The 22,982-nt window shown below is 42.2% G+C and carries 18 protein-coding genes and 1 pseudogene; 10 read left to right on the forward strand and 9 right to left on the reverse strand.

The genetic code is table 11. The features are described from left to right. The first annotated feature begins 99 nt into the window (after nt 1–99). Both ACYVIL_RS21300 and ACYVIL_RS21305 read left to right on the forward strand, forming a co-directional pair. Nucleotides 100–1,014: a GGDEF domain-containing protein gene (locus tag ACYVIL_RS21300; RefSeq protein WP_460314844.1), complete on the forward strand. Its 915-nt coding sequence runs from the start codon at nt 100–102 to the stop codon at nt 1,012–1,014. Next, the gene (locus ACYVIL_RS21305) at nt 1,007–2,026 is read left to right on the forward strand and encodes an AraC family transcriptional regulator ligand-binding domain-containing protein (protein WP_460314846.1); all 1,020 of its coding nucleotides are present in this window, start codon (nt 1,007–1,009) and stop codon (nt 2,024–2,026) included. The genes ACYVIL_RS21300 and ACYVIL_RS21305 overlap by 8 nt, the downstream gene beginning before the upstream one ends. A gap of 18 nt (nt 2,027–2,044) precedes the next feature. Here ACYVIL_RS21305 and dcd read toward each other — a convergent pair whose 3' ends face one another. Both dcd and apbC read right to left on the reverse strand, forming a co-directional pair. After that, nucleotides 2,045–2,635, reverse strand: coding sequence for a dCTP deaminase (gene dcd, locus ACYVIL_RS21310; RefSeq protein WP_303475280.1), 591 nt, complete (start codon nt 2,633–2,635; stop codon nt 2,045–2,047). A gap of 89 nt (nt 2,636–2,724) precedes the next feature. Then, nucleotides 2,725–3,786 (reverse strand): iron-sulfur cluster carrier protein ApbC, encoded by a 1,062-nt coding sequence (apbC, locus tag ACYVIL_RS21315; RefSeq protein WP_460314849.1) that lies wholly within the window; start codon nt 3,784–3,786, stop codon nt 2,725–2,727. 117 nt (nt 3,787–3,903) lie between these two features. Between apbC and metG the strand changes: the two genes are divergently transcribed. After that, nucleotides 3,904–5,946: a methionine--tRNA ligase gene (gene metG / locus ACYVIL_RS21320; protein WP_460314851.1), complete on the forward strand. Its 2,043-nt coding sequence runs from the start codon at nt 3,904–3,906 to the stop codon at nt 5,944–5,946. Nucleotides 5,947–6,194: 248 nt separating this feature from the next. On the opposite strand, the pseudogene ACYVIL_RS21325 reads toward metG, so the two are convergent. Then, nucleotides 6,195–6,302 (reverse strand): annotated as a pseudogene (locus ACYVIL_RS21325) (RHS repeat-associated core domain-containing protein); the annotation flags it as partial. Between the two features lie 30 nt (nt 6,303–6,332). Continuing rightward, entirely contained in the window at nt 6,333–7,112 is a 780-nt protein-coding gene (locus ACYVIL_RS21330) for a methyltransferase domain-containing protein (protein WP_460314853.1), read from the reverse strand. Nucleotides 7,113–7,188: 76 nt separating this feature from the next. Here ACYVIL_RS21330 and gloB point away from each other — a divergent pair, with 76 nt between their 5' ends. From gloB to ACYVIL_RS21345, 3 genes are read left to right on the forward strand one after another with little or no spacing between them, the layout of a single operon-like run. Further along, on the forward strand, nt 7,189–7,983 hold the full coding sequence (gloB, locus tag ACYVIL_RS21335; RefSeq protein ID WP_460314855.1) for a hydroxyacylglutathione hydrolase: 795 nt from the start codon (nt 7,189–7,191) through the stop codon (nt 7,981–7,983). A 43-nt stretch (nt 7,984–8,026) separates the two neighbouring features. After that, on the forward strand, nt 8,027–9,718 hold the full coding sequence (locus tag ACYVIL_RS21340; RefSeq protein ID WP_460314857.1) for a LysM peptidoglycan-binding domain-containing protein: 1,692 nt from the start codon (nt 8,027–8,029) through the stop codon (nt 9,716–9,718). A gap of 34 nt (nt 9,719–9,752) precedes the next feature. Continuing rightward, nucleotides 9,753–10,808 carry an ion transporter gene (locus ACYVIL_RS21345; RefSeq protein ID WP_460314859.1) on the forward strand — a complete coding sequence of 352 codons (1,056 nt, stop codon included), beginning with the start codon at nt 9,753–9,755 and terminating at the stop codon, nt 10,806–10,808. 170 nt (nt 10,809–10,978) lie between these two features. On the opposite strand, the gene cysS is transcribed toward ACYVIL_RS21345, so the two are convergent. Beyond that, nucleotides 10,979–12,355: a cysteine--tRNA ligase gene (gene cysS / locus ACYVIL_RS21350; protein WP_460314861.1), complete on the reverse strand. Its 1,377-nt coding sequence runs from the start codon at nt 12,353–12,355 to the stop codon at nt 10,979–10,981. Between the two features lie 200 nt (nt 12,356–12,555). On the opposite strand from cysS, the gene ACYVIL_RS21355 reads away from it, so the two are divergent. The 3 genes from ACYVIL_RS21355 to ACYVIL_RS21365 all read left to right on the forward strand — a co-directional run bounded on the left by ACYVIL_RS21355 (nt 12,556) and on the right by ACYVIL_RS21365 (nt 14,318). Next, nucleotides 12,556–13,050, forward strand: a complete 495-nt coding sequence (locus tag ACYVIL_RS21355) for a peptidylprolyl isomerase (protein ID WP_303475260.1) — start codon at nt 12,556–12,558, stop codon at nt 13,048–13,050. A gap of 42 nt (nt 13,051–13,092) precedes the next feature. After that, nucleotides 13,093–13,833, forward strand: coding sequence for a UDP-2,3-diacylglucosamine diphosphatase (lpxH, locus tag ACYVIL_RS21360; RefSeq protein WP_460314863.1), 741 nt, complete (start codon nt 13,093–13,095; stop codon nt 13,831–13,833). Nucleotides 13,834–13,967: 134 nt separating this feature from the next. After that, the gene (locus ACYVIL_RS21365) at nt 13,968–14,318 is read left to right on the forward strand and encodes a YciI family protein (RefSeq protein ID WP_460314865.1); all 351 of its coding nucleotides are present in this window, start codon (nt 13,968–13,970) and stop codon (nt 14,316–14,318) included. Between the two features lie 429 nt (nt 14,319–14,747). Here the strand turns inward: ACYVIL_RS21365 and ACYVIL_RS21370 are convergent, their stop codons facing one another. Further along, nucleotides 14,748–16,016: an RNA polymerase sigma factor gene (locus ACYVIL_RS21370; protein WP_460314867.1), complete on the reverse strand. Its 1,269-nt coding sequence runs from the start codon at nt 16,014–16,016 to the stop codon at nt 14,748–14,750. A 565-nt stretch (nt 16,017–16,581) separates the two neighbouring features. On the opposite strand from ACYVIL_RS21370, the gene ACYVIL_RS21375 reads away from it, so the two are divergent. Further along, a complete protein-coding gene (locus tag ACYVIL_RS21375) occupies nt 16,582–18,666 on the forward strand; it encodes a M13 family metallopeptidase (RefSeq protein WP_460314869.1) in 2,085 nt (694 codons plus the stop codon). 87 nt (nt 18,667–18,753) lie between these two features. Here the strand turns inward: ACYVIL_RS21375 and ACYVIL_RS21380 are convergent, their stop codons facing one another. The 3 genes from ACYVIL_RS21380 to ahpC all read right to left on the reverse strand — a co-directional run bounded on the left by ACYVIL_RS21380 (nt 18,754) and on the right by ahpC (nt 22,765). Then, entirely contained in the window at nt 18,754–20,289 is a 1,536-nt protein-coding gene (locus ACYVIL_RS21380; protein WP_460314871.1) for a methyl-accepting chemotaxis protein, read from the reverse strand. Between the two features lie 265 nt (nt 20,290–20,554). Next, nucleotides 20,555–22,105 (reverse strand): alkyl hydroperoxide reductase subunit F, encoded by a 1,551-nt coding sequence (gene ahpF, locus ACYVIL_RS21385; protein ID WP_460314873.1) that lies wholly within the window; start codon nt 22,103–22,105, stop codon nt 20,555–20,557. Nucleotides 22,106–22,201: 96 nt separating this feature from the next. Further along, nucleotides 22,202–22,765 carry an alkyl hydroperoxide reductase subunit C gene (gene ahpC / locus ACYVIL_RS21390; RefSeq protein ID WP_460314875.1) on the reverse strand — a complete coding sequence of 188 codons (564 nt, stop codon included), beginning with the start codon at nt 22,763–22,765 and terminating at the stop codon, nt 22,202–22,204. Nucleotides 22,766–22,982 lie beyond the last annotated feature (217 nt).

Here is a 22,982-nt window from a genome sequence, read left to right on the forward strand (position 1 = left end):
GTCATCTTAGTGAGCCAATATGACCCCTGCGCTGAAATAAAACTGTGTCAGCATTGTCCTTGCACAGCATCAATCGCATAGCATTAAATGAGTATTAACATGAACCTTTCACTTCTAGCACGCCATCAACGACTCTTTTCATTAGCGTGTGCATCAGTCACTTTATCTATTACCTTGAGCATCGGTATTGGACAGCTTAAACCCTTAGCCGACATATCTTGGCTCGATATTTTAGGGGAAGGTAGCGTGTCCCTCTTGTCCTTACTGTGGATATTTTTCATATTGGTCAGTCGCCCTCCAGGCAGGGTCACCACAGCGCTAGTGGTCGGCTTAAGCTGCTTTCTATTTTCCGCTAATTTGGATCTAGTTGATGAATTCATGTTTTATGAAAATAGCGCTGAAGGGTTAAGCATGGTTGAGTCAATCCCTGCGGGGGTTGGCATGATTATCATGAGTTATGCCCTGTATCAATGGCACCTAGAGCAATTGATATTGAACAAACAATTACACAAGCGGGAATCGTCTTTACGACAACACCATCAGGTGGACTTCATTACCGCGCTATATAGCGCAGAGTACATGCGCTCACAAATCGACTCAGAATTAGCCAACACGCCAAGCCCGGATTTTGCGGTGGCTATGCTAGATATCAACAACTTCGACGTATTTAACCGCAAATATGGACACGATAAAGGCGATCAACTTTTGCGTGAGTTATCTGATTTAATTTTAATGAATCTGCGCCCCAGCGATCTGGCCTGTCGCTACGCTGGAGACAGATTTATTTTATTCTTCCCCAATACAGATTTATCCACAGCGGAGCACATTGCAGAACAAATAAAAAAGGCCATCGCTAATATTGCTTTTAAACCTGCCTTGTCGGGGGAGTCAGTATTTCATCAACTCACCTTTGCAGCCGAAACGGCCAAGTATGGAGACGTGAGTGAAAGCCTTTTACAGCGGGTAAACCGTCGTTTGGAAAATTTTAAACAAAATGGTCCAGCACATGGTTAAAAGGGATTTTTACAGTTTAGAGGATAAAGTCGTACCCGCTCACCAATTGGCTGCCAGCGTACTGGATTTCAGTCGTTCTCGCGAAGTGAATAAGCATAAATTGTTACGCGGTACCGGAATATTTAATGAAGATGTGATTTCAGATAGAAAACTAAGTGTTTATCAACTGTTGCAACTCATAAGCAACGCCCAAGCCTTAACGCCGGGAAACGATTGTGCTTTTTTACTCGGAAAACGGCTGTTCCCTGGCAACTATGGGGCGATTTCGAATGCCCTAATGCACAGTCGAGATTTAACCGATGCCTTTCGAGTGTTACACCAGCAACTCAATCAAATTTGTCCGTTTTTAGATGTTAAAGGGTATGCAACCCAGTCCCATCATTACCTACTATTTACCGATGCCATAGGCTGTAAAGAGCAATTTCAATTCATTGCAGAACTCTATTGTACTGCCTTGGTTGCGGGCACAAAGTTACTGTTTGGCGAACGTATTCCGTATGAGTTTAACTTTCCCTTTGCTCGTCCAAAATACATTCAAGAATACGAAGTGCATCTGAGCCATCGCTTGCGTTTTTCACAGCCAGTGATGAGCGTCAGTTTTGACAACAAATGGCTTACAAAAACCTGTTTACATCGCAGTGACAGCCTCAAATGGCATGCCTTACGCCAGTGTAAGAACAGTGCTATCCCAAAACTGGGATTTTTAGCGGCGGTTCGCAAAGCAATAGCTCAGCAGCATTTAGGCCTACAAACTGCTGCCGAACAATTTTTAATGAGTCCATCCACATTTAAGCGAAAACTCAAACAACATGGTTACAGTTTTCAGCAACTACAAGATGAAGTGGGAAAACAACAAGCAATTTATTTATTGCAAGTGCAGCAATTAAGCAATGAAGAAAGCGCCAACCTTATGCAGTTTAATGACATTCCTAATTTTCGGCGTTCGGTTAAACGTTGGACGGGCTTAACCCCAAGTCAACTCAGAATGGCCACCCACAACATTGTGAGTTAACCCCCTGAATTAACGGTTTCAGGATTTGTCGTCTGCGCTGATGCGGCTAGCTATAGCACCATCTTGATTACGATATTTGGCATCTGCACGACTGCTATAGGGTTTTTCAGCATAATCTGATAGAACTTCAAAGCTGATAGCCCCTATTTTCATTTTAGGTTTTAATGCCAGTGGCAGTTTGCCGCTATTGAAAAACTCCAACACAATATTGCCAGACCAACCTGGATCTATGCGATGGGCTGTGACGTGGACCATCAATCCTAAGCGCGCAAGAGAAGAACGCCCATCTAACCAACCCACAATATTTGCCGGTAGGGTTACAGACTCATGGGTTACTGCTAAGGCCAATTCTCCGGGATGTAAGAAAAACGACTTGTCATCAGGAACAACAATTTCATCGCTCATCACTGTATTCATGGCTTCTTGAACTTCCGCTTTAGGACCACTAAGATCGATAAAAGGCGCGGTATGATCTTCGAACACCCGAAATTTATTACCAAGTCGGATATCCACGGTTACACCACTGATTTCAGAGTAATCAGGTTCAGGAGAAATCGAAATTTTGCCTTCTTTTATGTATTGATAGATATCTTTATCACATAAGCGCATGAAATATTCTCTGTAAGTGTACCGCGCAACCTGCGGTGTTTGGTTTAAAGCTCAATTCGCGCACATTATGATCGCCTAGCTGCGGTTGTTCAATGTTTTTCAACAATTGGAATTGAATCATCGCTATTTAAGGTTTCGTTGTAGGCCAGCTGTTGTGACATTTTTTTAGCCGCAAGCAAATATGCTTGAGCCAATTCACTGTTGGGTTGCTGGATAATTAACGGTTGACCATTATCAGCATGCTCACGTATTTGAATATCTAAGGGGAATTGAGCAAGTAACGCTAAATGTTGCTGCTCGGCTAGCTTTTCTCCGCCACCTGTGGCGAACACAAACTCTTTATTTCCGCATTTGCGGCACTGGTAATAGCTCATATTCTCAACCACGCCTAAAACAGGAATACTTACTTTATTAAACATGGCAATTCCCTTTGTTGCATCAGCCAAAGCAATGTCTTGAGGCGTCGTCACCACTACTGCCGCAGTTAACGGTACCTGTTGCGCCATGGTTAATTGAATATCGCCGGTACCTGGCGGCATATCCACAATCAAATAATCTAGCTCAGGCCATAGGGTTTCATTCAATATTTGCTGTAAGGCTTTACTGGCCATTGGCCCCCGCCACACCGCAGCATCCTCATTAGGGACTAAATAGCCAATGGAATTTGCCACCACACCATGACAATTCAACGGGATCATGTGTTTATTATCTTCACTTTCAGGTTTTGCATGTGGATTACCCAACATGATAGGCACCGAAGGACCATAAATATCTGCATCCAAAATCCCCACTTTCGCCCCCTGTGCCTGTAACGCAAACGCCAAATTGACGGCACTGGTAGACTTACCCACACCGCCTTTTCCTGAGGCAATGGCAATAATATTTTTGATCTTCGCCAATCGCTTTATTTTGGTTTTTTTTGCGGCTATTTCGCAACCTAATAGCACTTTGCTGCCATCGACTCCCAATTCGCTGATAGCGTCTAAGATCACCGGAAAATCCTGCTCACAGGCAAATGGAAAACAAAATTGCAGGTTTTGCTGGGTTGAGGTGAGACACGCCAAGGTTTGCGATTCAGACAAGCTCAACATTTGGCCAATAAGCTGACAAATTTGCTGTATCTGGGGTGGATTAAAGATGAGATTCGACAAAGGGGACTCCTTTTGATGCAATTTATCTGAATTTCTGTCGTTTTACTAATGCATTAAGGCTGCATTTTCGTTACCATTTGCGTCCTTTTTTCAACTAATCAAGACTCGTAATCAAACATGCCAAATCAGCCACGTAAAATACTCGTCACCAGTGCCTTACCTTATGCCAATGGTTCTATCCATTTAGGCCATTTACTGGAACACATTCAAACTGATATATGGACACGTTATCAACGAATGCGAGGCCACCAATGCTACAGTGTTTGCGCCGATGATGCACACGGAACCCCCGTGATGTTAAAAGCGCAGGAGTTAGGTATTACCCCTGAGCAAATGGTTGCGCAAACCCGTGCAGAACATCATCAGGATCTATTAGACTTTCATATTGAATACGATAACTACTATGTTACCCATTCCGATGAAAACAAAGAACTGTGCGAAGAAATTTATAATCGATTAGATAAAGCGGGATACATTAGTAAACGCACAATTAGCCAATTATATGATCCTGAAAAGAACATGTTCTTGCCTGATCGCTTCATTAAAGGCACTTGCCCGTCTTGCAAAGCGGAAAATCAAAATGGCGATAGCTGCGACGTATGCAGTGCAACTTATAGCCCAACCGAGGTGATTAACCCGCGTTCTGTGGTATCGGGTGCGACGCCAATATTGAAAGATTCAGAACATTATTTCTTCGATTTACCCAAATTTGAAAATATGCTCAAAGAGTGGCTGGTCAGTGGCGCGCTGCAAGAAGAGATAGCCAATAAACTCAAAGAGTGGTTTGACGAAGGATTGCAACAATGGGATATCAGCCGCGATGCCCCTTATTTTGGCTTTGAAATACCCGGTGCACCGAATAAATTCTTCTATGTTTGGGTAGATGCACCAGTGGGTTACATGGCTAGCTTCAAAAACTACTGTAACCAACACGATATTGATTTTGATAGTTTTTGGAATCCAGATTCAGATGCTGAGCTTTACCATTTCATTGGTAAAGATATCACTTACTTCCATTGTCTATTCTGGCCTGCCATGCTCGAAGGGGCTGGTTTACGCAAGCCCACTGGCGTAAACGTGCACGGTTTTGTTACCGTAAACGGCGCGAAAATGTCGAAATCAAGTGGTACTTTCATTAAAGGGCGCACTTATTTAGACCATCTTAACCCAGAATATTTGCGTTATTATTATGCGTCTAAATTAAGTGATGGCGTCACAGACATCGATTTAAATCTGGAAGATTTTGCCCAGAAAGTAAACTCTGACTTAGTCGGAAAAGTAGTGAATATTGCCAGTCGCTGTGCAGGGTTTATTACCAAGCGCTTTGACGCTACCTTGTCTGATAACGTCATTGAGCCGGAATTACTAGCGCAATTTAAACAAGCCTCCGATGACATTGCTGATATGTACGAAAAGCGCCAATACAACCGTGCGATTCGTGAAATTATGGCTCTGGCAGATAAAGCCAACCAATTCATTGATGCCCAAGCACCTTGGGTAACTATTAAAGAAGAAGGCAAGGAGCAATATACACACGATGTTTGTTCTTTAGGGATCAACCTGTTCCGTATACTAGTGGTTTACCTTAAACCGGTGTTGCCAAAGTTGGCTGAACAAGCAGAAGCTTTCTTAAACGATAGTCTTGATTGGGATAGTGCACAACGTGATTTAGGTAAGCATCAAATCAACAAATTTAAAGCCTTAATGCAACGTGTTGATATGGATAAGGTGAATGCCATTATTGAAGATTCAAAAGAAAACCTTGAACCTAAACAAGCCCCGGCACCTAAAACAACGGCAACAGAGGGTCCACTAGACAAAGACCCCATTGGTGAGACCATTAGTTTTGATGACTTTGCTAAAGTGGACCTGCGTATTGCTAAAATTGCCAAAGCAGAACATGTGGAAGGAGCAGATAAGTTGTTACGCCTTCAATTGGACTTAGGCGGTGACACTAAACAAGTATTTGCCGGGATTAAGTCTGCATATCAACCTGAAGAGCTCGAAGGTAAGTTAACGGTAATGGTGGCGAATTTAGCCCCTCGTAAAATGCGTTTCGGTTTGTCTGAAGGCATGGTGTTAGCGGCGGGTCCCGGAGGCAAAGATCTGTGGATCATGGAACCCCATGAAGGTGCACAACCTGGTATGAAGGTTAAATAAGCCTATTTTCCCCGTTGAAGTCAGCGATACAGAGGCGTTCACTTAGTGAGCGCCTTTTTTATGAATTAAAACAGTGTATGTCATAAGCGAACTGGAGTTTTTAAACAACAGTTCTTATTGTTTTACGGTGTTGGATTTACGTCTGGCGGTAGTTTAGAAAATTCATCTTTGAAGGAAAGATCATCAAGATTCAATCTTGAAAACTTTTTAATACAGCCACTGAAATGGCTTGAGTGAATATGACCTTGATACGAATACGGGTTGATACTCTGGCTGCTTTCGGGCATTTGTATGAAGGGGTCTACCGACATAAAGCGGCCTAGGTTGTAGTCGTACACCCGCCCGTTCATATGCACTTACCTTTATTGGTTATTCATCTCCCTCAGCTAACGACTATCTACACTATTTTTCTGCATTGAAGTACGTACGCTTGCTCCCACCGCGGAAAATTTGGGCGACGGTTTCCATTTCGGTTTAATTAATGACAAGGGAACCACACGTTTTTTAGCGACTATGACGTAGATACTAGAAAAAATCGGTAAATATTGTCGGCAAAAGGTTTCTATTCGGGAAAAAATCCGCGATTTACGCTTAAACAACAAACTGGAAAAAACCAGTTGGTCTTGTTCGATAATTTCAAAGCCGAGTAAATGCAACCAATCATTTATTCGCATACTGCTGAAGAAACGCGCTTCCCGTAACACTTTATTCGACTTCAAAGGTAGGTAGCGAAAAGTTCCAGCCAAACTGAAGGGATTAAACCCCACAATAACAACATAGCCATTGGGAATTAAAGTGCGATCCACTTCCCTTAAAATTTGATGGGGATCTTTTGAAAAATCTAGTTCATGGGCTAACAGATAGGCATCCACACTGTTTTCACTAAAGGGAAGCTCGTGGGTTTGAGCAATCACATTAACCCCATGCAGGCTTTGATGTTGCTCAAGGCACTTAGCATCAACCACATTAACAATGTGTTTAATTGCACATTCAGGTAAATCGATTTGACTGCTCAAACAGCCTAATCGCACCATATGGTAGCCGAAAAAACGTCGACTGCAGGCTTCCAAATTAGTTTGCACATGCTGTTTCATGTCATCACCAACCGGCAGAGCTTGCCAAGATGTGGGATAAATCGGTTTTTTAGAGATTAAAGCAGGCTTCATATTGTCCAAACAATTGCGCAGCTACCAACAACTTCTTATAGTACAACACTAGCGAAGCGACACAAGCAAGGTAATTATGTCCCAAACCACTCAAACTCAATCAAAGCTTAGGGTTTTTCCTATCCCTGCTTTCACAGATAATTATATTTGGTGTATCCATGACGGCATGAATTGTTGGGTAGTCGACCCTGGTGATGCAAGCCCTGTCATAGATCACATTCAATCGGAAGGCTTAACCTTAAAAGGTATTTTAATCACCCATCATCACAGTGATCATACTGGTGGAATTATGTCCCTAGTAAAATACGCACCGCAGATCCCTGTGTTGGGACCTGAGTATGGTAGTATTCAAGGATTAACAAAAAAGTTGCAAGAAGGTGACTCAGTGGTGCTAGATGACTTGGATCTTGAATTAACAGTGCTAGAGGTACCTGGTCACACCCTGGATCATATTGCATTTTATGGCCAAAACATGCTGTTTTGTGGTGATACCTTATTTTCCGCTGGTTGTGGCCGGTTATTTGAAGGAACACCACAACAAATGCATGAATCTTTAGGGAAATTAATGAAACTCCCAGAGCAAACTAAGGTCTATTGTACCCACGAATATACATTAGCCAATGTGGACTTTGCGTTAAACGTTGAGCCACAGAACAGTGCTTTACAAGCCTATTCAGATTGGGCAAAACAACAACGAAATCAGGGACTACCCACCCTGCCATCGAATATCGAACAACAAAAAGCGATCAATCCGTTTTTACGCGCGCAACAGGATGAAATAAAAAATAATGCAGAACAATTTGTTGGCAAGAAGTTACCCAACGAAACCGAGGTTTTCGCCGCAGTCAGAAAGTGGAAAGACAACTTTTAGTGGAGCCAATGACAACACTCAAACAAGTATCTTTAAAACCACAATGAAAATGACATCATTTTCATTGCTTATGGTGCTAGCGGGTTGCCAAACGTTTATGGCGGACTCCCATGCAGACGTGGAAAAAGAAACCCATCAAGAACAACTCATCGCAGAGCAAATTAATAAAACCTGCGAACAAAAACATGCGCTAGCCGATGAGCTTTTTGATTGTACCTCAGCCTCCCACGGCACAATTCCGGTTACTCATCCTACAGAAATAGTAGAAATAACCGTTGAACCAGACAATTACGTGGAATTACCTAACGACGAAGTAACCAGTAGTCCAGACTCAACTGAAAGCCCAGACAACCTCTGGCTTAGAATTAAACACCAATTAACCTTTCCTATCCCCGATAATGAGCGCTTAAACGCGCAAAAGAACTGGTACTTAAAGCACAGCAATTATATGCAACGCGTTGCCACCCGTGCTAAGCCATTTATGCACTACATTGTTGAGCAAATAGAAAAGAATCAACTTCCTCTGGAGCTGGTTTTTCTACCCATTGTAGAAAGTGCATTTGACCCTTTCGCCTATTCCCATGGACGCGCAGCAGGGATGTGGCAGTTTATTCCCGGCACAGGAAAGCGCTTTGGCATGAAACAAACCTGGTGGTATGACGGCAGACGAGATGTGGTGGCCTCCACAGAAGGAGCTATTGCCTACCTAACTTACCTGAATAAAATGTTTGATGGCGATTGGTTGCATGCATTGGCAGCATACAATTCGGGCGAAGGTAGAGTAAGAAGTGCCATTAGAAAAAATAAAAAAGCAGGTAAACCGACTGATTTCTGGTCTTTAGACTTGCCCAAAGAAACCCGGGCTTACGTGCCGAAATTATTAGCACTGAGCAGTATTTTAAAAGACTCAGATGAAAACAATATTGCATGGACAGCCATCCCAAACAAACCTTTTGTTAAGGTGGTAGATGTTGAGTCGCAAATTGATTTAGCTTTAGCGGCAGATCTTGCTGGTTTAACCCTCAAAGAGCTGCATTCATTAAATGCTGGATTTAATCGCTGGGCAACGGATCCAGACGGCCCTCACAGACTATTATTACCCATTGAAAGTGTCGAAAACTTTGAGCTTGCCTTGAATAATATTGAGGAGAATGAACGCCTTAACTGGGTTCGTCATAAAGTCAAAAGTGGTGATAGTTTATTAAAACTGGCTAAACAATATCATACAACCGTGGATGTCATTCAAGGAGTGAATGATATGCAGGGGAACCTGATACGATTAGGTGAATATATTTTAGTCCCTGTATCCTTAAAATCCTTAGACTCCTATTCCCTTTCCCAAGATCAGCGACTGGCGAGTACTCAATCTAAACCTCGCGGCACTTACTCTTTAAAACACAAAGTACAAAGTGGTGATACATTTTGGGATCTAAGCCGCAAGTACAAAGTGGATATGCGCAGTCTAGCCAAGTGGAATGGTATGGCCCCCAACGACCCCTTAATGCCGGGTAAAGATTTAGTGATCTGGCTCAAGCAGGCATCGGAGTCTCAGCGTAAAGATGCGGTCATGCGCACTTTAACCTATACCGTTAGAAAAGGGGATTCATTGGCTCGGATCGCTAATAAATTTAAGGTTAATTTGGTCGACTTAAAACGTTGGAACCAAGATAAACTGCGTAAATATTTGCAGCCAGGCCAAAAGATTAAAGTCTATGTTGACGTCACCCGTACCTAAAGGGCAGAAATGGCAGAGTTAAAAGGGAGCATCGATGCTAGGGTTTAATCGCAGCAATCTAAATAAGAGCCATGAAGGACCTTGGCTTTTACTCGATTTGGTGATGTTAGGATTATTATTTATTAATCTTATCTGGATCATTTTTGACTCCCTCTACAGCACTGAAATTGTTAAACAATCCTTGGCTTATGTGTCGGAATCTTTGGTCACAGGTTATGCGCCTATCCACAAGAACTTTCTGTTAATCGATTTAGCCTTTGTGGCAGTATTCTTAAGTGAATTTTGCTTGCGCTGGATAGTGGCGATTGTCAAAAAAACCTATTTAAGATGGTATTTTTTCCCGTTTATCCATTTTTATGATTTGATTGGCTGTATTCCACTTGGCGCCGCTCGAATATTCCGATTTTTAAGGATATTTTCAATATTACATCGCCTGCACAAATATCAAATTATTGATCTCAGGCGCACTGCACTATTTCGTTTTGTGGCATTTTATTATGATGTGTTTGTCGAAGAACTGTCTGATCGTATTGTTGTAAAAGTGCTGTCGGATGCGCAAAAAGATATCGCAGCGGGATCTCCCTTAGTGGAGGACATTACCCAAAATGTCTTAGCGTCTAGGCTGCCGGTCATTACTCGATGGACAGCGTCGGTTATGAGCCATATTGGGGAGTCAATCGAACACAACGATCACGGAGAATCGGTTAGGCAACATGTGAGTAAGAGTGTTGGTAAAGCGGTGACGGGCAATCCGCAAATTTCCACCTTAAAATTGGTTCCGGTAGTAGGCTCAACCATTGAACGAACACTCGAGTCGGCAGTAACCGATATTGTGACCCAATCGATAGTCAATTTGCTTAAAGATGTCACCCCAGAAAAAATCGACGATTTTGTCAAACACGGGATTGGTCGTTTCTCGAGTGAAGATGAAGCCTTAGATGATGAAGTGCTGGCAGTGGTTAATGAGTGTATTGAATTGATAAAACATCACGTTTCCCAGCAGCGTTGGAAATCCGAGTTTGAGGAAAAAACATCCCCTAGCGCGGATTTAATCAAAGAAACAGACCCAAACACACCGCCACAATTGTAGTCGGCGGCTTCAGCCCCGAAACCCTCCATGGCCTAAAGCCCCGCTGTAGTCGGCGGCTTTAGCCCCGAGGATGGTTTCAATACCTCCATGTAATTCCATGGCCTAAAGACCAGGCTACAGGCCCCTCGCTAAACCCTGCAATTTCATGGCCTAAAGACCAGGCTACACATTTAGATTTTTCGCCAGGTGGTGCCGTTGGCTCCGTCTTCTAACACCACGCCCATTGCGGTTAACGCGTCGCGAGCTTTATCCGCAGCGGCCCAATCTTTTTCGGCTCTAGCATCATTTCGGGCTTGGATTAAACCTTCAATCACTGATGCCTCATCACCTTGGGCTGCGCCACCTTGTAGATAATCCACAGGATCCATTTGTAAAAACCCTAAAATATCCCCTAGCTTCAATAAAACACCCGCCAAATCTGATTTTTCCTGGCCTTTGCTTTTGTTGATATCCTTAACCAAATCAAACATGACTGCAAAGGCTTCCGGAGTATTAAAATCATCATCCATAGCGGCTTCAAAGCGCTCTAAATAATCACCTGTTTTCATATCTACGTGCAAATTTGGCTGACTATCACGCAAGGCCGTATATAAACGCTCCAAAGCAGATTTAGCTTGCTTGATATTATCTTCAGAATAGCTTAACTGACTGCGATAGTGAGCAGACATTAAGAAATAACGCAAGGTTTCCGCATCATAGTCTTTTAATACATCACGCAAAGTAAAAAAGTTACCCAATGATTTAGACATTTTTTCTGAGTCAACCTGCACCATGCCAGCATGCATCCAGTAATTCACATAGGGCGTATCAAAGGCGCAGCAAGATTGCGCGACTTCATTTTCATGATGGGGGAAGATCAAATCAGAACCACCACCGTGAATATCAAAGTGTGTGCCTAAATGTTTGCTATTCATGGCCGAACATTCGATGTGCCACCCTGGACGACCTGGCCCCCAAGGAGACTCCCAAAAAGGCTCACCAGGTTTAACAGTTTTCCACAATACAAAGTCTAATGGGTCGGTTTTGTCAGCCGACACCTCGACGCGCTCACCAGCGTTAAGCTGATCTAAGTCTTGTCGACTCAACTTGCCATATTGCTCGTAGGTACTCACATCGAACAACACATCACCACTTGGCGCCTGATAGGCATGACCTTTGGCAATTAATCGCTCAATTACATCGATAATTTCCGGCATATGGGTTGTGACTCTTGGTTCGACATCAGGCTCCAACAAGTTAATTGCTGCAAAATCCTCATGCATTAACGCAATGGTGCGCTGAGTTAACTGCTCAGGAGTTTCGCCATTTTGGTTAGCTCGTTGAATAATTTTGTCGTCTACATCGGTGATATTACGCACGTAATTCACCTCATATCCTTTGTGACGCAAGTAGCGCACCATGAGGTCGAAACTTAGATAGGTGCGGGCATGTCCCATATGGCAAACGTCATACACGGTAATACCACAGACATACAACCCTACTTTTCCAGCCACCAGCGGCTTAAAAGTCTCTTTTTGTCGAGTGAGGGTGTTATATATTTGCTGCATTATATGAGTTCCATGTGGTTAGGTTAATTTAGTTGCGGGATTCTAGCACTGACTCAAGATGACATAAACCAGCGTGTTTGCAAAAATTCACACTAATATCATTCCAATATGCGCGCAATAGCTGAATTATTTGAATGATTGAGATACAATAGTCCGCTTAAACAATTTTAAAATCATTATTTTATCCACAGGAACCCTTGATGGTAAAACTACATACAAACTATGGCGTAATCGTACTTAACCTTTTTGAAGACAAAGCACCGAAGACGGTTGAAAACTTTTTAAGCTATGTAAAAGATGGATTTTACGACAACACAATCTTTCATCGAGTCATAGATGGATTTATGATCCAAGGCGGTGGATTTGAGCCTGGAATGGATCAAAAAACGCCAAACGAAGCAATTCAAAACGAAGCGAATAATGGCGTAGCCAACAACACGGGCACTATTGCCATGGCAAGAACCAATGATCCACACTCTGCGACTGCTCAGTTCTTTATCAACCTTAAAGATAATAGCTTCCTTAACTTTCGCAGTGAATCAATGGAAGGTTGGGGTTATTGTGCTTTTGGTGAAGTCGTTGAAGGTATGGATATCGTCAATAAAATTAAAGGGGTGAAGACCTCTCGTCACGGCATGCACGATGATGTGCCAGTAGAAGACGTCGTTATTCAAAAAGCTGAAATAACGGAGTAAAAAAATAAAGGCTGATTTTTATCAGCCTTTTTTGATCGTCTTATGCAACCATTTACCTACTTTATTTCTGATTTACACCTCAGTGCCCAGCGTCCAGACATAACCCAATGCTTGGCTGATTTTTTGCGGGTTAAAGCCATAGGTGCTGATGCTTTATATGTGCTAGGCGATTTGTTCGAATATTGGATTGGCGATGACGATCGCAACGAGTTTAGTGAACAGGTAGCGAGTTTATTCAAAGAGTATTCTCAAACCGGCGTGCCCATCTATTTTATTCACGGCAATCGCGACTTCTTAATTCGAGAAAAATTTGCCAGCCGTGCAGGCATGACAATATTACCAGAACAGCATGTCATCGATCTCTATGGCACCCCCACTCTTTTGATGCATGGTGATGAACTCTGTACATTAGACCTCGCCTATCAGAAGTTTCGCAAAAAAGCGCGAGGTTGGTGGTGGCCAAGAATGGTTTTAACCTTGCCGTTATGGGTACGTAAAAGAATCGCCGAAAAAGGACGCAAAACTAGCCAACAGAATCAGCAAAAACTAAGTATGGAAATTATGGATGTCACTTCTTCAGAAGTGGTTAATTATATGCAGGAATTTAATGTTCAACAATTGATACACGGCCACACTCACCGCCCTGCGATACATCAACTTGTCGCAAATGATAAACCCGCTCTGCGCATCGTTTTAGGTGATTGGTACGATCAAGGTAGTATGCTAAAAATCACTCCAAAATCCATTGATCTGCTTAGTGAAAACCTTGAAAAAATAACATAAGTTAACTCATTTTATTATTTTGTAATTTTATTCTTTTATTTGTCTCCTATTATTAGGCATCAAACGTCATAGTCTTATGGAAGACAGTAGATTGTCCTCCTGTTCAACCTTAAAAATTACAAAAAGGAATCGTTATGAATGATTATATGTTGATTTATCGTGGTGGAAACAAAGACTGGATGACTGACACCAGCCCAGAAGATATGGCCGAAGCCATGGAGAAATGGGGACAGTGGATGGCAGAGCTTGAAGAACGCAAACAACTAGTGTCAGGAGGATCGCCATTAAATTATGAAGGCAAGCGGTTAACGGGTGATGGCGTGGTGACAGATGTGTCTTTAGCTGAAATTAAAGAACTGGTTACGGGTTACAGCATTGTTCGCTCAGAAACCATGGAAGATGCCATAGAAATTGCGAAGAAGTGTCCTATTTTTCTTTATCCTGATATCACGGTAGAAATCAGAGAAATCGCAAACATTGATTAGTTTCATCTAATCCGCAAAGGTATCGCTATTTCGAAGCCAGTAAACGCTGGCTTTAGCCCGCTGTAGTCGGCGGCTTTAGCCCCGAGGGGGCAATTGACCTTCACAACCCATGGCCTAAAGACCATGCTACAAGCCCCGAGGATTGTTTGATACCTCCATATAATTTCATGGCCTGTAGTCGGTGGCTTTAGCCCCGAGAGAGCAATTGACCTTCACAACCCATGGCCTAAAGACCATGCTACAGGCCCCGCGCAAAAACCGATAATTCCACAGCCTGTAGTCGGTGGCTTTAGCCCCGAGGATTGTTTGATACCTCCATATAATTCCATAGCCTGTAGTCGGTGGCTTTAGCCCCGAGGGGATAATTGACCTTCACAACCCATGGCCTAAAGACCATGCTACAGGCCCTGTTTTCCGTGTCTATATGATTTAAGAAGATACTAACAGGCGTTGAATTTGCGCCATCATGATTTTTTGTTGATGCTTATCGCCACCTTTCTCGTTGGCTTGTTTGGCAAACTGCCAGGCTTGCTGTTCATTTCCTTGTAACGCGTTAAGGTGGGCTAACGTGGCCAAAGGTAAATGAGATTGTTTAAAAACAGGATCTAAACTCAGGGCCGTCACCAACTCAATGGCAGCGCTTATCTCTCCGCTATATCCTTGGGCGACGGCTAAATTTAACTGGGTTACTGGCGATCCCGTCAATTCAAATAGTTGCTGATATAAACAATAAATATCGAACCAAGGCGTTTGACTAAAGGAATCTACCTTACAATGCTGATACGCAATGTGTGCTTCTAAATAAAACCGGCCAGTGCCCAATATGGTTAATTTATCGGCTAATTCAAGTAATGTGCAACCTTTGAAAATCATATCTTTGTTCCAGATACTGCGCTTTTGTAGGTCAATGGGTATTGGCTGTCCCTGCTGATCATTTTTGCTATCTATTCTGGCCATTTGAAAGTACATCAAGGCCAACAAAGCGAATGTATCCTGATTGGCAATGCTGTTTTCATCAATAAGTAGATCTACTAGTCCCATTGCATCTCGACAGAATATTCGCTTTTCTGACCTATCCTTAGGATCAGCATGAAACCCTTCGTTGAATAACAGATATAGTGCGGTATGCACATTATCCAACGCTTGTGGAAGTTCACTTTCACTGGGAAGGGTATATTGATAATCATGAAGCTTTTGACGGGTTCGTAAAAGCCGTTTTTTGATGGTGGCTTCTGGTGTAAAAAGTGCTTTGGCTATGGCATTAATAGACAAGCCACATAAATGCTTAAGCATAAAAGGTAAACGATTTTCAGAGCTCAGTTGCTGATGACAACACATAAACAACATACGTAATTGATCATCCTTAATCCGATGTTCGGTAAATTCTGAATCTAAAGTTGTATTCGCCGTCCATTCGCTTTCTAAAAAATGGCTTAAATCTTGTGCATATTTGCGTTGGGTACGAGATTGCCGAATACAATCCAAGGCTCGGTTTTTTGCAGTTTGCATTAGCCAAGCTTGTGGATTTGACGGTATCCCCTTACTTTTCCAATCGACTAGCGCTTTAAAAAAGGCCTCCTGCAAGACATCTTCGGCTAAGTCAAAATTATGGACACCAAAAATCCTCACCAATACAGCTAATAAGCGGGGACTTTGTGAGAGTTGGAGTTCAGCGACTAACTGTTCGCACTTTGTCATGTTTCAGTATGTCTACGATTTTCATGGATAAAGTGTACGTAATACAAAGAAAAAATGTAAATTGAAAATAATAATTGTTCCCAAAACCGATAATTCCATAGCCTGTAGTCGGCGGCTTTAGCCCCGAGGGGTTTATTAACCTTCACAGCCCATGGTCTAAAGACCATGCTACAGGCCCCGAGGGGTTTATTAACCTTCACAGCCCATGGTCTAAAGACCATGCTACAGGCCCCGAGGGGTTAATTGACCTTCCCAGCCCATGGTCTAAAGACCATGCTACAGGCCCCGAGAGGTTAATTGACCTTCACAGCCCATGGCCTAAAGACCATGCTACAGCATGAGGAAGATATTTTCTGTCCTGTGTTCTTTACTCTTAAATTATGTACCGTTTATCTGACAACTATGTAATTTACCTTGGATTATAGGTAGAGTGTCGCGGTTAATGTAAATTAAATGACTTTGTAAAACTTCTGTGACCATTGAATAAACAACGGGCACAGGATTCAGCGTTTCATATTGCTTTGGATTGTGATGTCTACATCATAAAGCGACAAATTGAGGATTTATGAAAAAAACACTTATAGCAGTAAGTATAGCTAGCGTATTTGTTCTAAGCGCATGTAATAAGGCGACAGAGACAACTAGCAACAATGAAGAAGTGACAGCCACTACACAAACAACAAAGGCTGAGTTAGGTAGCTTTGGTATCGAACTAGATGCAAAAGATGAATCAGTTAAACCCGGTGACGATTTTTTCCGCTACGCCGGCGGTACTTGGTACGATAACTTTGTCATCCCAAGCGATAAAGTAAGATATGGTGCCTTCACAAAATTAGCTGAACGCAGTGAAAAGCAAATTAAAGCTATCATCGATGAAATCGCTAGTAACACTGACGGCAACCAATTGACTTCAGAAGAACAATTAATTGCCAACTTTTATAAAGCTTACATGGATACTGACACAGTAAATGCAAAAGGTATTTCTGCCATTTCACCAGTGTTAGACAGCATCAGCAGTATTGCTGATAAAACGGAACTGACAGCCATGTTTGGTCGTGCTTGGCTCGACGGCTTAGCAAGCCCAATTTATGGTGGAATGTGGTTTAACCGCTTAAATCCCGATGAATATCAATTGTCTGTCGGTGTTGGCGGCTTGGGGCTACCTGATCGCTCATATTATTTAGAAGACACTGAACGCTTTATAAAAATTCGTGAAGCCTACGTTGCCCATATTGAAGAAATGTTGAACTTTGCTAAGGTTGAGAACGCTGCTGAAAAAGCTAAAAGCATATTAGCGTTGGAAACTCAGATAGCGGAAGTTCAGTGGCCACGAGAAAAACGTCGTGACCGAGATTTAACGTTAAATCAAATTAAACGAGAGCAATTGTTCACCGATTACCCAGGTTTTGATTGGAACACTTATTTTGCCGAAACCGGTTATAAGGTGCCCCACTTAAATATATCTCAACCTGAGCCCATTAAAAACGTCATTAAACTGATCAACAATGAACCCCTTTCAGTTTGGAAAGATTATATGACCTATCATACGATCACCAATCAAGCTGAATTGCTGTCTGACGAAATGTTCAAAGCAAACTTTGAGTTTTATGGTAAAACCTTAAATGGGCAACAAGAACCCCGTCCTCGCTGGAAACGCGCCATAGCGCAGATGTCAGGAACTCAATCCCTGGGATTTGCCATTGGTAAAAGTTATGTAGAAAAACATTTCCCAGCAAGCTCCAAAGCACAAATGGCAGAACTTGTTGAAAATCTTAGAACCGCCTTAGGTGAACGTATTGATAGTTTGGAATGGATGGGAGAAGAAACTAAGAAAAACGCCCACGCTAAGCTAGCTTCATTTCGTCCAAAAATAGGCTACCCAGATGAGTGGCAGAGTTTTGATGGTTTAGAAATCAAAGATAATGACTTGTTGGGAAACATTTTCAGAATTCGCCAATTCTTTAGGGATGATAGTGTTGCAAAAGAGCTGCAAAAAACGGATCGTGAACGTTGGGGCATGTCACCACAACGAGTGAACGCCTATTACAACAGCTCATTTAATGAGATCGTCTTTCCAGCCGCTATTTTGCAACCACCATTTTTTGATCCCAATGCCGATCCCGCGGTGAATTATGGCGGTATAGGTGCCGTCATAGGGCACGAGATGGGCCATGGTTTTGACGATCAGGGCTCAAAATCTGATGAAAATGGCATCCAACGTAACTGGTGGACAGATGAAGATAGAGCTGCATTCGATGCTCGTACAGATGCCCTTGTTGCCCAATATGATGGTTATGAACCTATAAAAGGTAGCCATGTAAATGGCCAACTTACCTTAGGTGAAAATATCGGTGATGTAGGTGGGTTAGCCATGGCGTACCATGCTTACAAGCTGAGCCTAAATGGCAAAGAAGCCCCGGTCATTGATGGGGTAACAGGTGATCAAAGATTCTTTTTAGCTTGGGCACAAGTGTGGCGCGAAAAACGCACTGAAGAAAGCCTAATGACACAATTGAAATCTGATCCCCATGCACCTGCTCGCTACAGAACGGTTGCACCACGCAACCACGATGCTTGGTATAAAGCCTTTAACGTTCAACCTGGTGACGCACTTTATTTAGCTCCAGAAGAACGGGTACGTATCTGGTAACAAACCAATACGCAGCAAGCCCAACCAAAAAGGGCTTGCTGTTTCCACTTTTAAAACTATCTGAATCTCACGCGAATCAACTAAAAGCTATCCGAATGTTAAGCCCAACGATGCTAAGACCTTCGCTTTAGTATTAATATCATTTGAGGCTTGTTTCACAAAATTAACTTGTTCTAAATTCTCTTGGGAAATATTACTCACACTCATAATGCTATTACTGACATCTTGGGATACGACTCTCTGCTGTTCTGCGGCCGTTGATATTTGAAAGGCCAACCCCGAAATCTCGGAAATTTGCTGGTAAACACCTTCTATCAACTCTCGAGATTGTCTAGTATCAGCAACGCATTCAATGGCTGCATCTTTCCCTTCATTCATAGATTTAGCCCACTTCAATAACGTCGATTGAATTTCATTAATAGAAGATTGTATTTGTTCTGTAGCCGAATGTGTGCGACTCGACAATGCGCGGACTTCGTCGGCAACTACGGCAAAACCACGTCCGTGCTCCCCTGCCCTAGCGGCTTCTATTGCTGCGTTCAACGCCAATAGATTCGTTTGATCTGCTATACCTTGAATTTCACTCATAACGGTTCCGATACTTTTAGCTTCTTCGGCCAATTGTTCAGAAGCGTTCGCCGAACTTTCTACATCTTCAGCCAAATTAGAGACTTTTTGCATAGTTTCGGTCATGGCTTTAGTCGCGTTTTCACACCCCTGATTGGCACTTTCAATTTTCTGCGAAGTCAAATTAACGTTATTAGCAACTTCACTAATCGACACCCCCATTTGTTCAATGGCTGCAGAAACTTGATGCACTTCTAGGGTTTCCTTTTCAACGCCTTCGGTCGCCCTTTCCGCGGCGGATTTTAGCTCAACAACCACATCATAAAGTGAAGACGAACTGTCTATAACGCGGCCAATAATGGTGCGAATAGCACCTTGATGCATTTTTGCAGGAAAATCCGCTACGCTAACAATACCGGTACCGGAGAAAACAAATCGAGAAACACTGTCATAATCTTGCTGTGACTGTTTAAGAAAGCCCGGTAAGTTAACCATTTCATTTTTAAAGATCAGATAAGGCAGACCCACTAACAGCACCGCAAAATAAGGTATGAACATGGTTAGAGCTAAAATAGCTATGGACAAACACAAGAATAAAGCGTGTTTCATTCCCCAGTTTAGCGCCCATTTACTTTCTGCCTTTTCTCCCTTGTTTAATTTTGCATAGAGGGCTTCTGCACGCTGGCGATACTCAGGTTGTAAAAAACGGCGAACAGACTGGAATCCTTTCAATTCGCCATTTTCGTAGACAGGGGTAACATAAGCATCAACCCAATAATAACGACCATCTTTACATCTATTTTTCACCGCGCCGCGCCAAGGCTGTTTGGCTTTTAGTCTTGTCCACATATCAGCAAATGCAGCTTTTGGCATTTCTGGGTGACGCACAATATTGTGATTTTTACCGACTAACTCTTCTCTTGGAAAGCCAGCAACTTCACAAAATTTGTCATTTGAATAGGTTACTACTCCTCTGAGATCCGTAACTGAGACTAATTCTTCATTCACGCCAAAAGTAACCTCTTGGTCGACAATACTTTGATTGCGCTTAGCCATTAACCCTTCTCCACTTAATCCATTACAATCAACACTTAAGGTGTTGAATTATTTGAATTTATCATTATAAATCACTTTCGTTAAAAGCTCACTGATTTTGCGAGATAATTTATTGGTAACAGTATGCAAGTAACAGTATAGTCACTCTATGCTGTAATATCGGCTAAAGTACCTAAACGTATAATGGAAATCGCATTTTGGGTACAAAAAAAAAGACAAGCCGAAGCTTGTCTTTTTAGCAAAAGGATTAAATTGTAGTAAAAGATTAACTTTCGCGTATCAAGTAATCAAAGGCAGATAAAGACGCTTTAGAGCCTTCTCCCATGGCGATGACTATTTGCTTATATGGCACAGTGGTTACATCCCCAGCGGCAAAAATACCGGGTTCAGACGTGGCACATTTTTGATCAATAACCACTTCACCAAATTTACTCAATTCAACTACATCTTTCAAAAATGAACTATTAGGGACAAGTCCGATTTGAACAAATACGCCTGCCAAAGGCTGCTGTTTTATTTCTCCTGTAATTCTATCTTCGTATTCTAAAGCAACGACTTTGCCATTTTCTGCCAATATCTGTTTAGTGGCGACATTTTTGATAATGGTAATTTTATTGTTGGCTTCGGCTTTTTCCACCAACACTTTGTCTGCTTTTAATTCTGGTAAGAACTCAAACACAGTAACGTGGTCAACCATACCAGCTAGATCAATGGCCGCTTCGATACCCGAGTTACCTCCACCCACAACCGCCACATCTTTGCCTTTAAAGAAAGGTCCATCACAGTGTGGACAATACGCCACTCCTGAACCCACATTTTCTTTCTCTCCTGGGACACCTAACTCGCGCCATTTTGCCCCTGTAGCGATAATGACTGTTTTGCTTTCAATAACTTCACCGCTGGATAAATGTATTTTCTTAGTTTTGCCTTTTTCAATCTTATCAACTCGTAAAAACTCTTTGATGTTGACTTCATAATCATTTAAATGAGCTAGCAAGTTACCGGTTAATTCAGTCCCTGTTGTCTTAGGAACAGAGATTAAATTTTCGATTCCCACAGTATCTTTTACCTGACCACCAATGCGATCAGCAATCATGGTCACGTTCAAACCTTTACGAGCAGAATAAATCGCTGCCGCGACCCCTGCTGGACCACCACCGATAACGGTCACGTCTTGCAAAGGTAAGGTTTCGTTGTCGTCACCTCCAACAATATAAGGGTAACGTTGAATTAATTTATCGACCAATTGGGCAGTATCAATTTTACCATTAGCGAACAACTCACCGTTTAAGTAAACACTAGGTACTCCTTGAATATTACGCTGCTCAATTAGCTCTGGAAACAAGCCTCCATCGAGCATTTCACTGCTTATATTGGTATTCAATAATGCAAATTGATTTAACGATTGCACAACATCTGGACAGTTGTGGCAACTCAAAGAAATAAAGACTTCAAAATGCAAATCATCTTTGATTTTCTGCACCATGGTTTGTAATGTCTTATCGAGTTTTAATTCCGTTCCTGAAGATTGCAAAACAGCTAAAATTAGGGAATTAAACTCATGCCCACTGGGAATGCCAGAGAAGGAAACCCCGTTTGGTTTTCCGTCAACTTCCAAATTGAAAGTAATAGGGCTACGTAGATTATCATCACGCTCAATTAGCCTCAGGTTGTCTGAAACTGAGCACAATGATGTTAAAAATTGGACTAATTCTTGACGTTTTTCATGCTCACCAGTTTGTAGAACTAGTGCCACGCTGTTAGTCATATTTTTTGTATAAGATTTTAGAGCATTTAAAATATCGTTATTTAACATAGTGTTACCTTTTTACTGCAAATAAACTGGTGAAAAAAATGGCGGGTGGAAGCCTCGACTTCCCTAACCCGCCAGTTTAAGTGGATTAATGTAAACTTAGATTTTACCCACTAGGTCCAAGCTAGGCGTTAAGGTTTCTTGACCTTGTTCCCATGCTGCAGGACATACTTCACCGTCGTTTTCACGTACGTATTGAGCTGCTTTAACGTTACGAACCATATCTTTAGCGTTACGACCAATACCGCCAGCATGGATGTGTGCAACTTGGATAACGCCATCTGGGTCAACCAAGAATGTGCCACGATGTGCCATGTGATCTTCTTCAATCATCACATCAAAACCACGTGTGATTGTGCCAGTTTGGTCACCAATCATTGGAAACTTGATTTTGCCAATAGCGTCTGATGAATCGTGCCATGCTTTGTGTGAGAAATGTGTGTCAGTTGATACTGCGTAAACTTCTACACCAAGACCTTGAAGTTCTTCGTAATGTGACGCCATATCTTCAAGCTCTGTAGGACATACGAAAGTAAAGTCAGCAGGATAGAACAAGAAGATGCCCCACTTACCTTTTACACTTTCTGATGTAACTTCAACGAACTCGCCGTTATGAAATGCGGTTGCTTTAAATTCTGGGATAGTTTTGCCGATCTGAGCCATGTTTAATTTCCTCATGTTTAATGTTTAGCTTTAAAAAAGTTTTTTCTTAAAAAGCTTGTTTGCTTTCAACGGGGTCAATAATAGGCCTAAGGGTCGTGCAGTTAAATTAAATTAAATCTATACTTATCTTCTATTTTTTAGAACTATAAAAGTAACGCCTTTACTGATCGCTGCTGATAGAATAATTGTAATTAGAATTAATTTGGACTTATGTTCA

The sequence above is a fragment of the Aliiglaciecola aliphaticivorans genome (genome assembly GCF_054782055.1).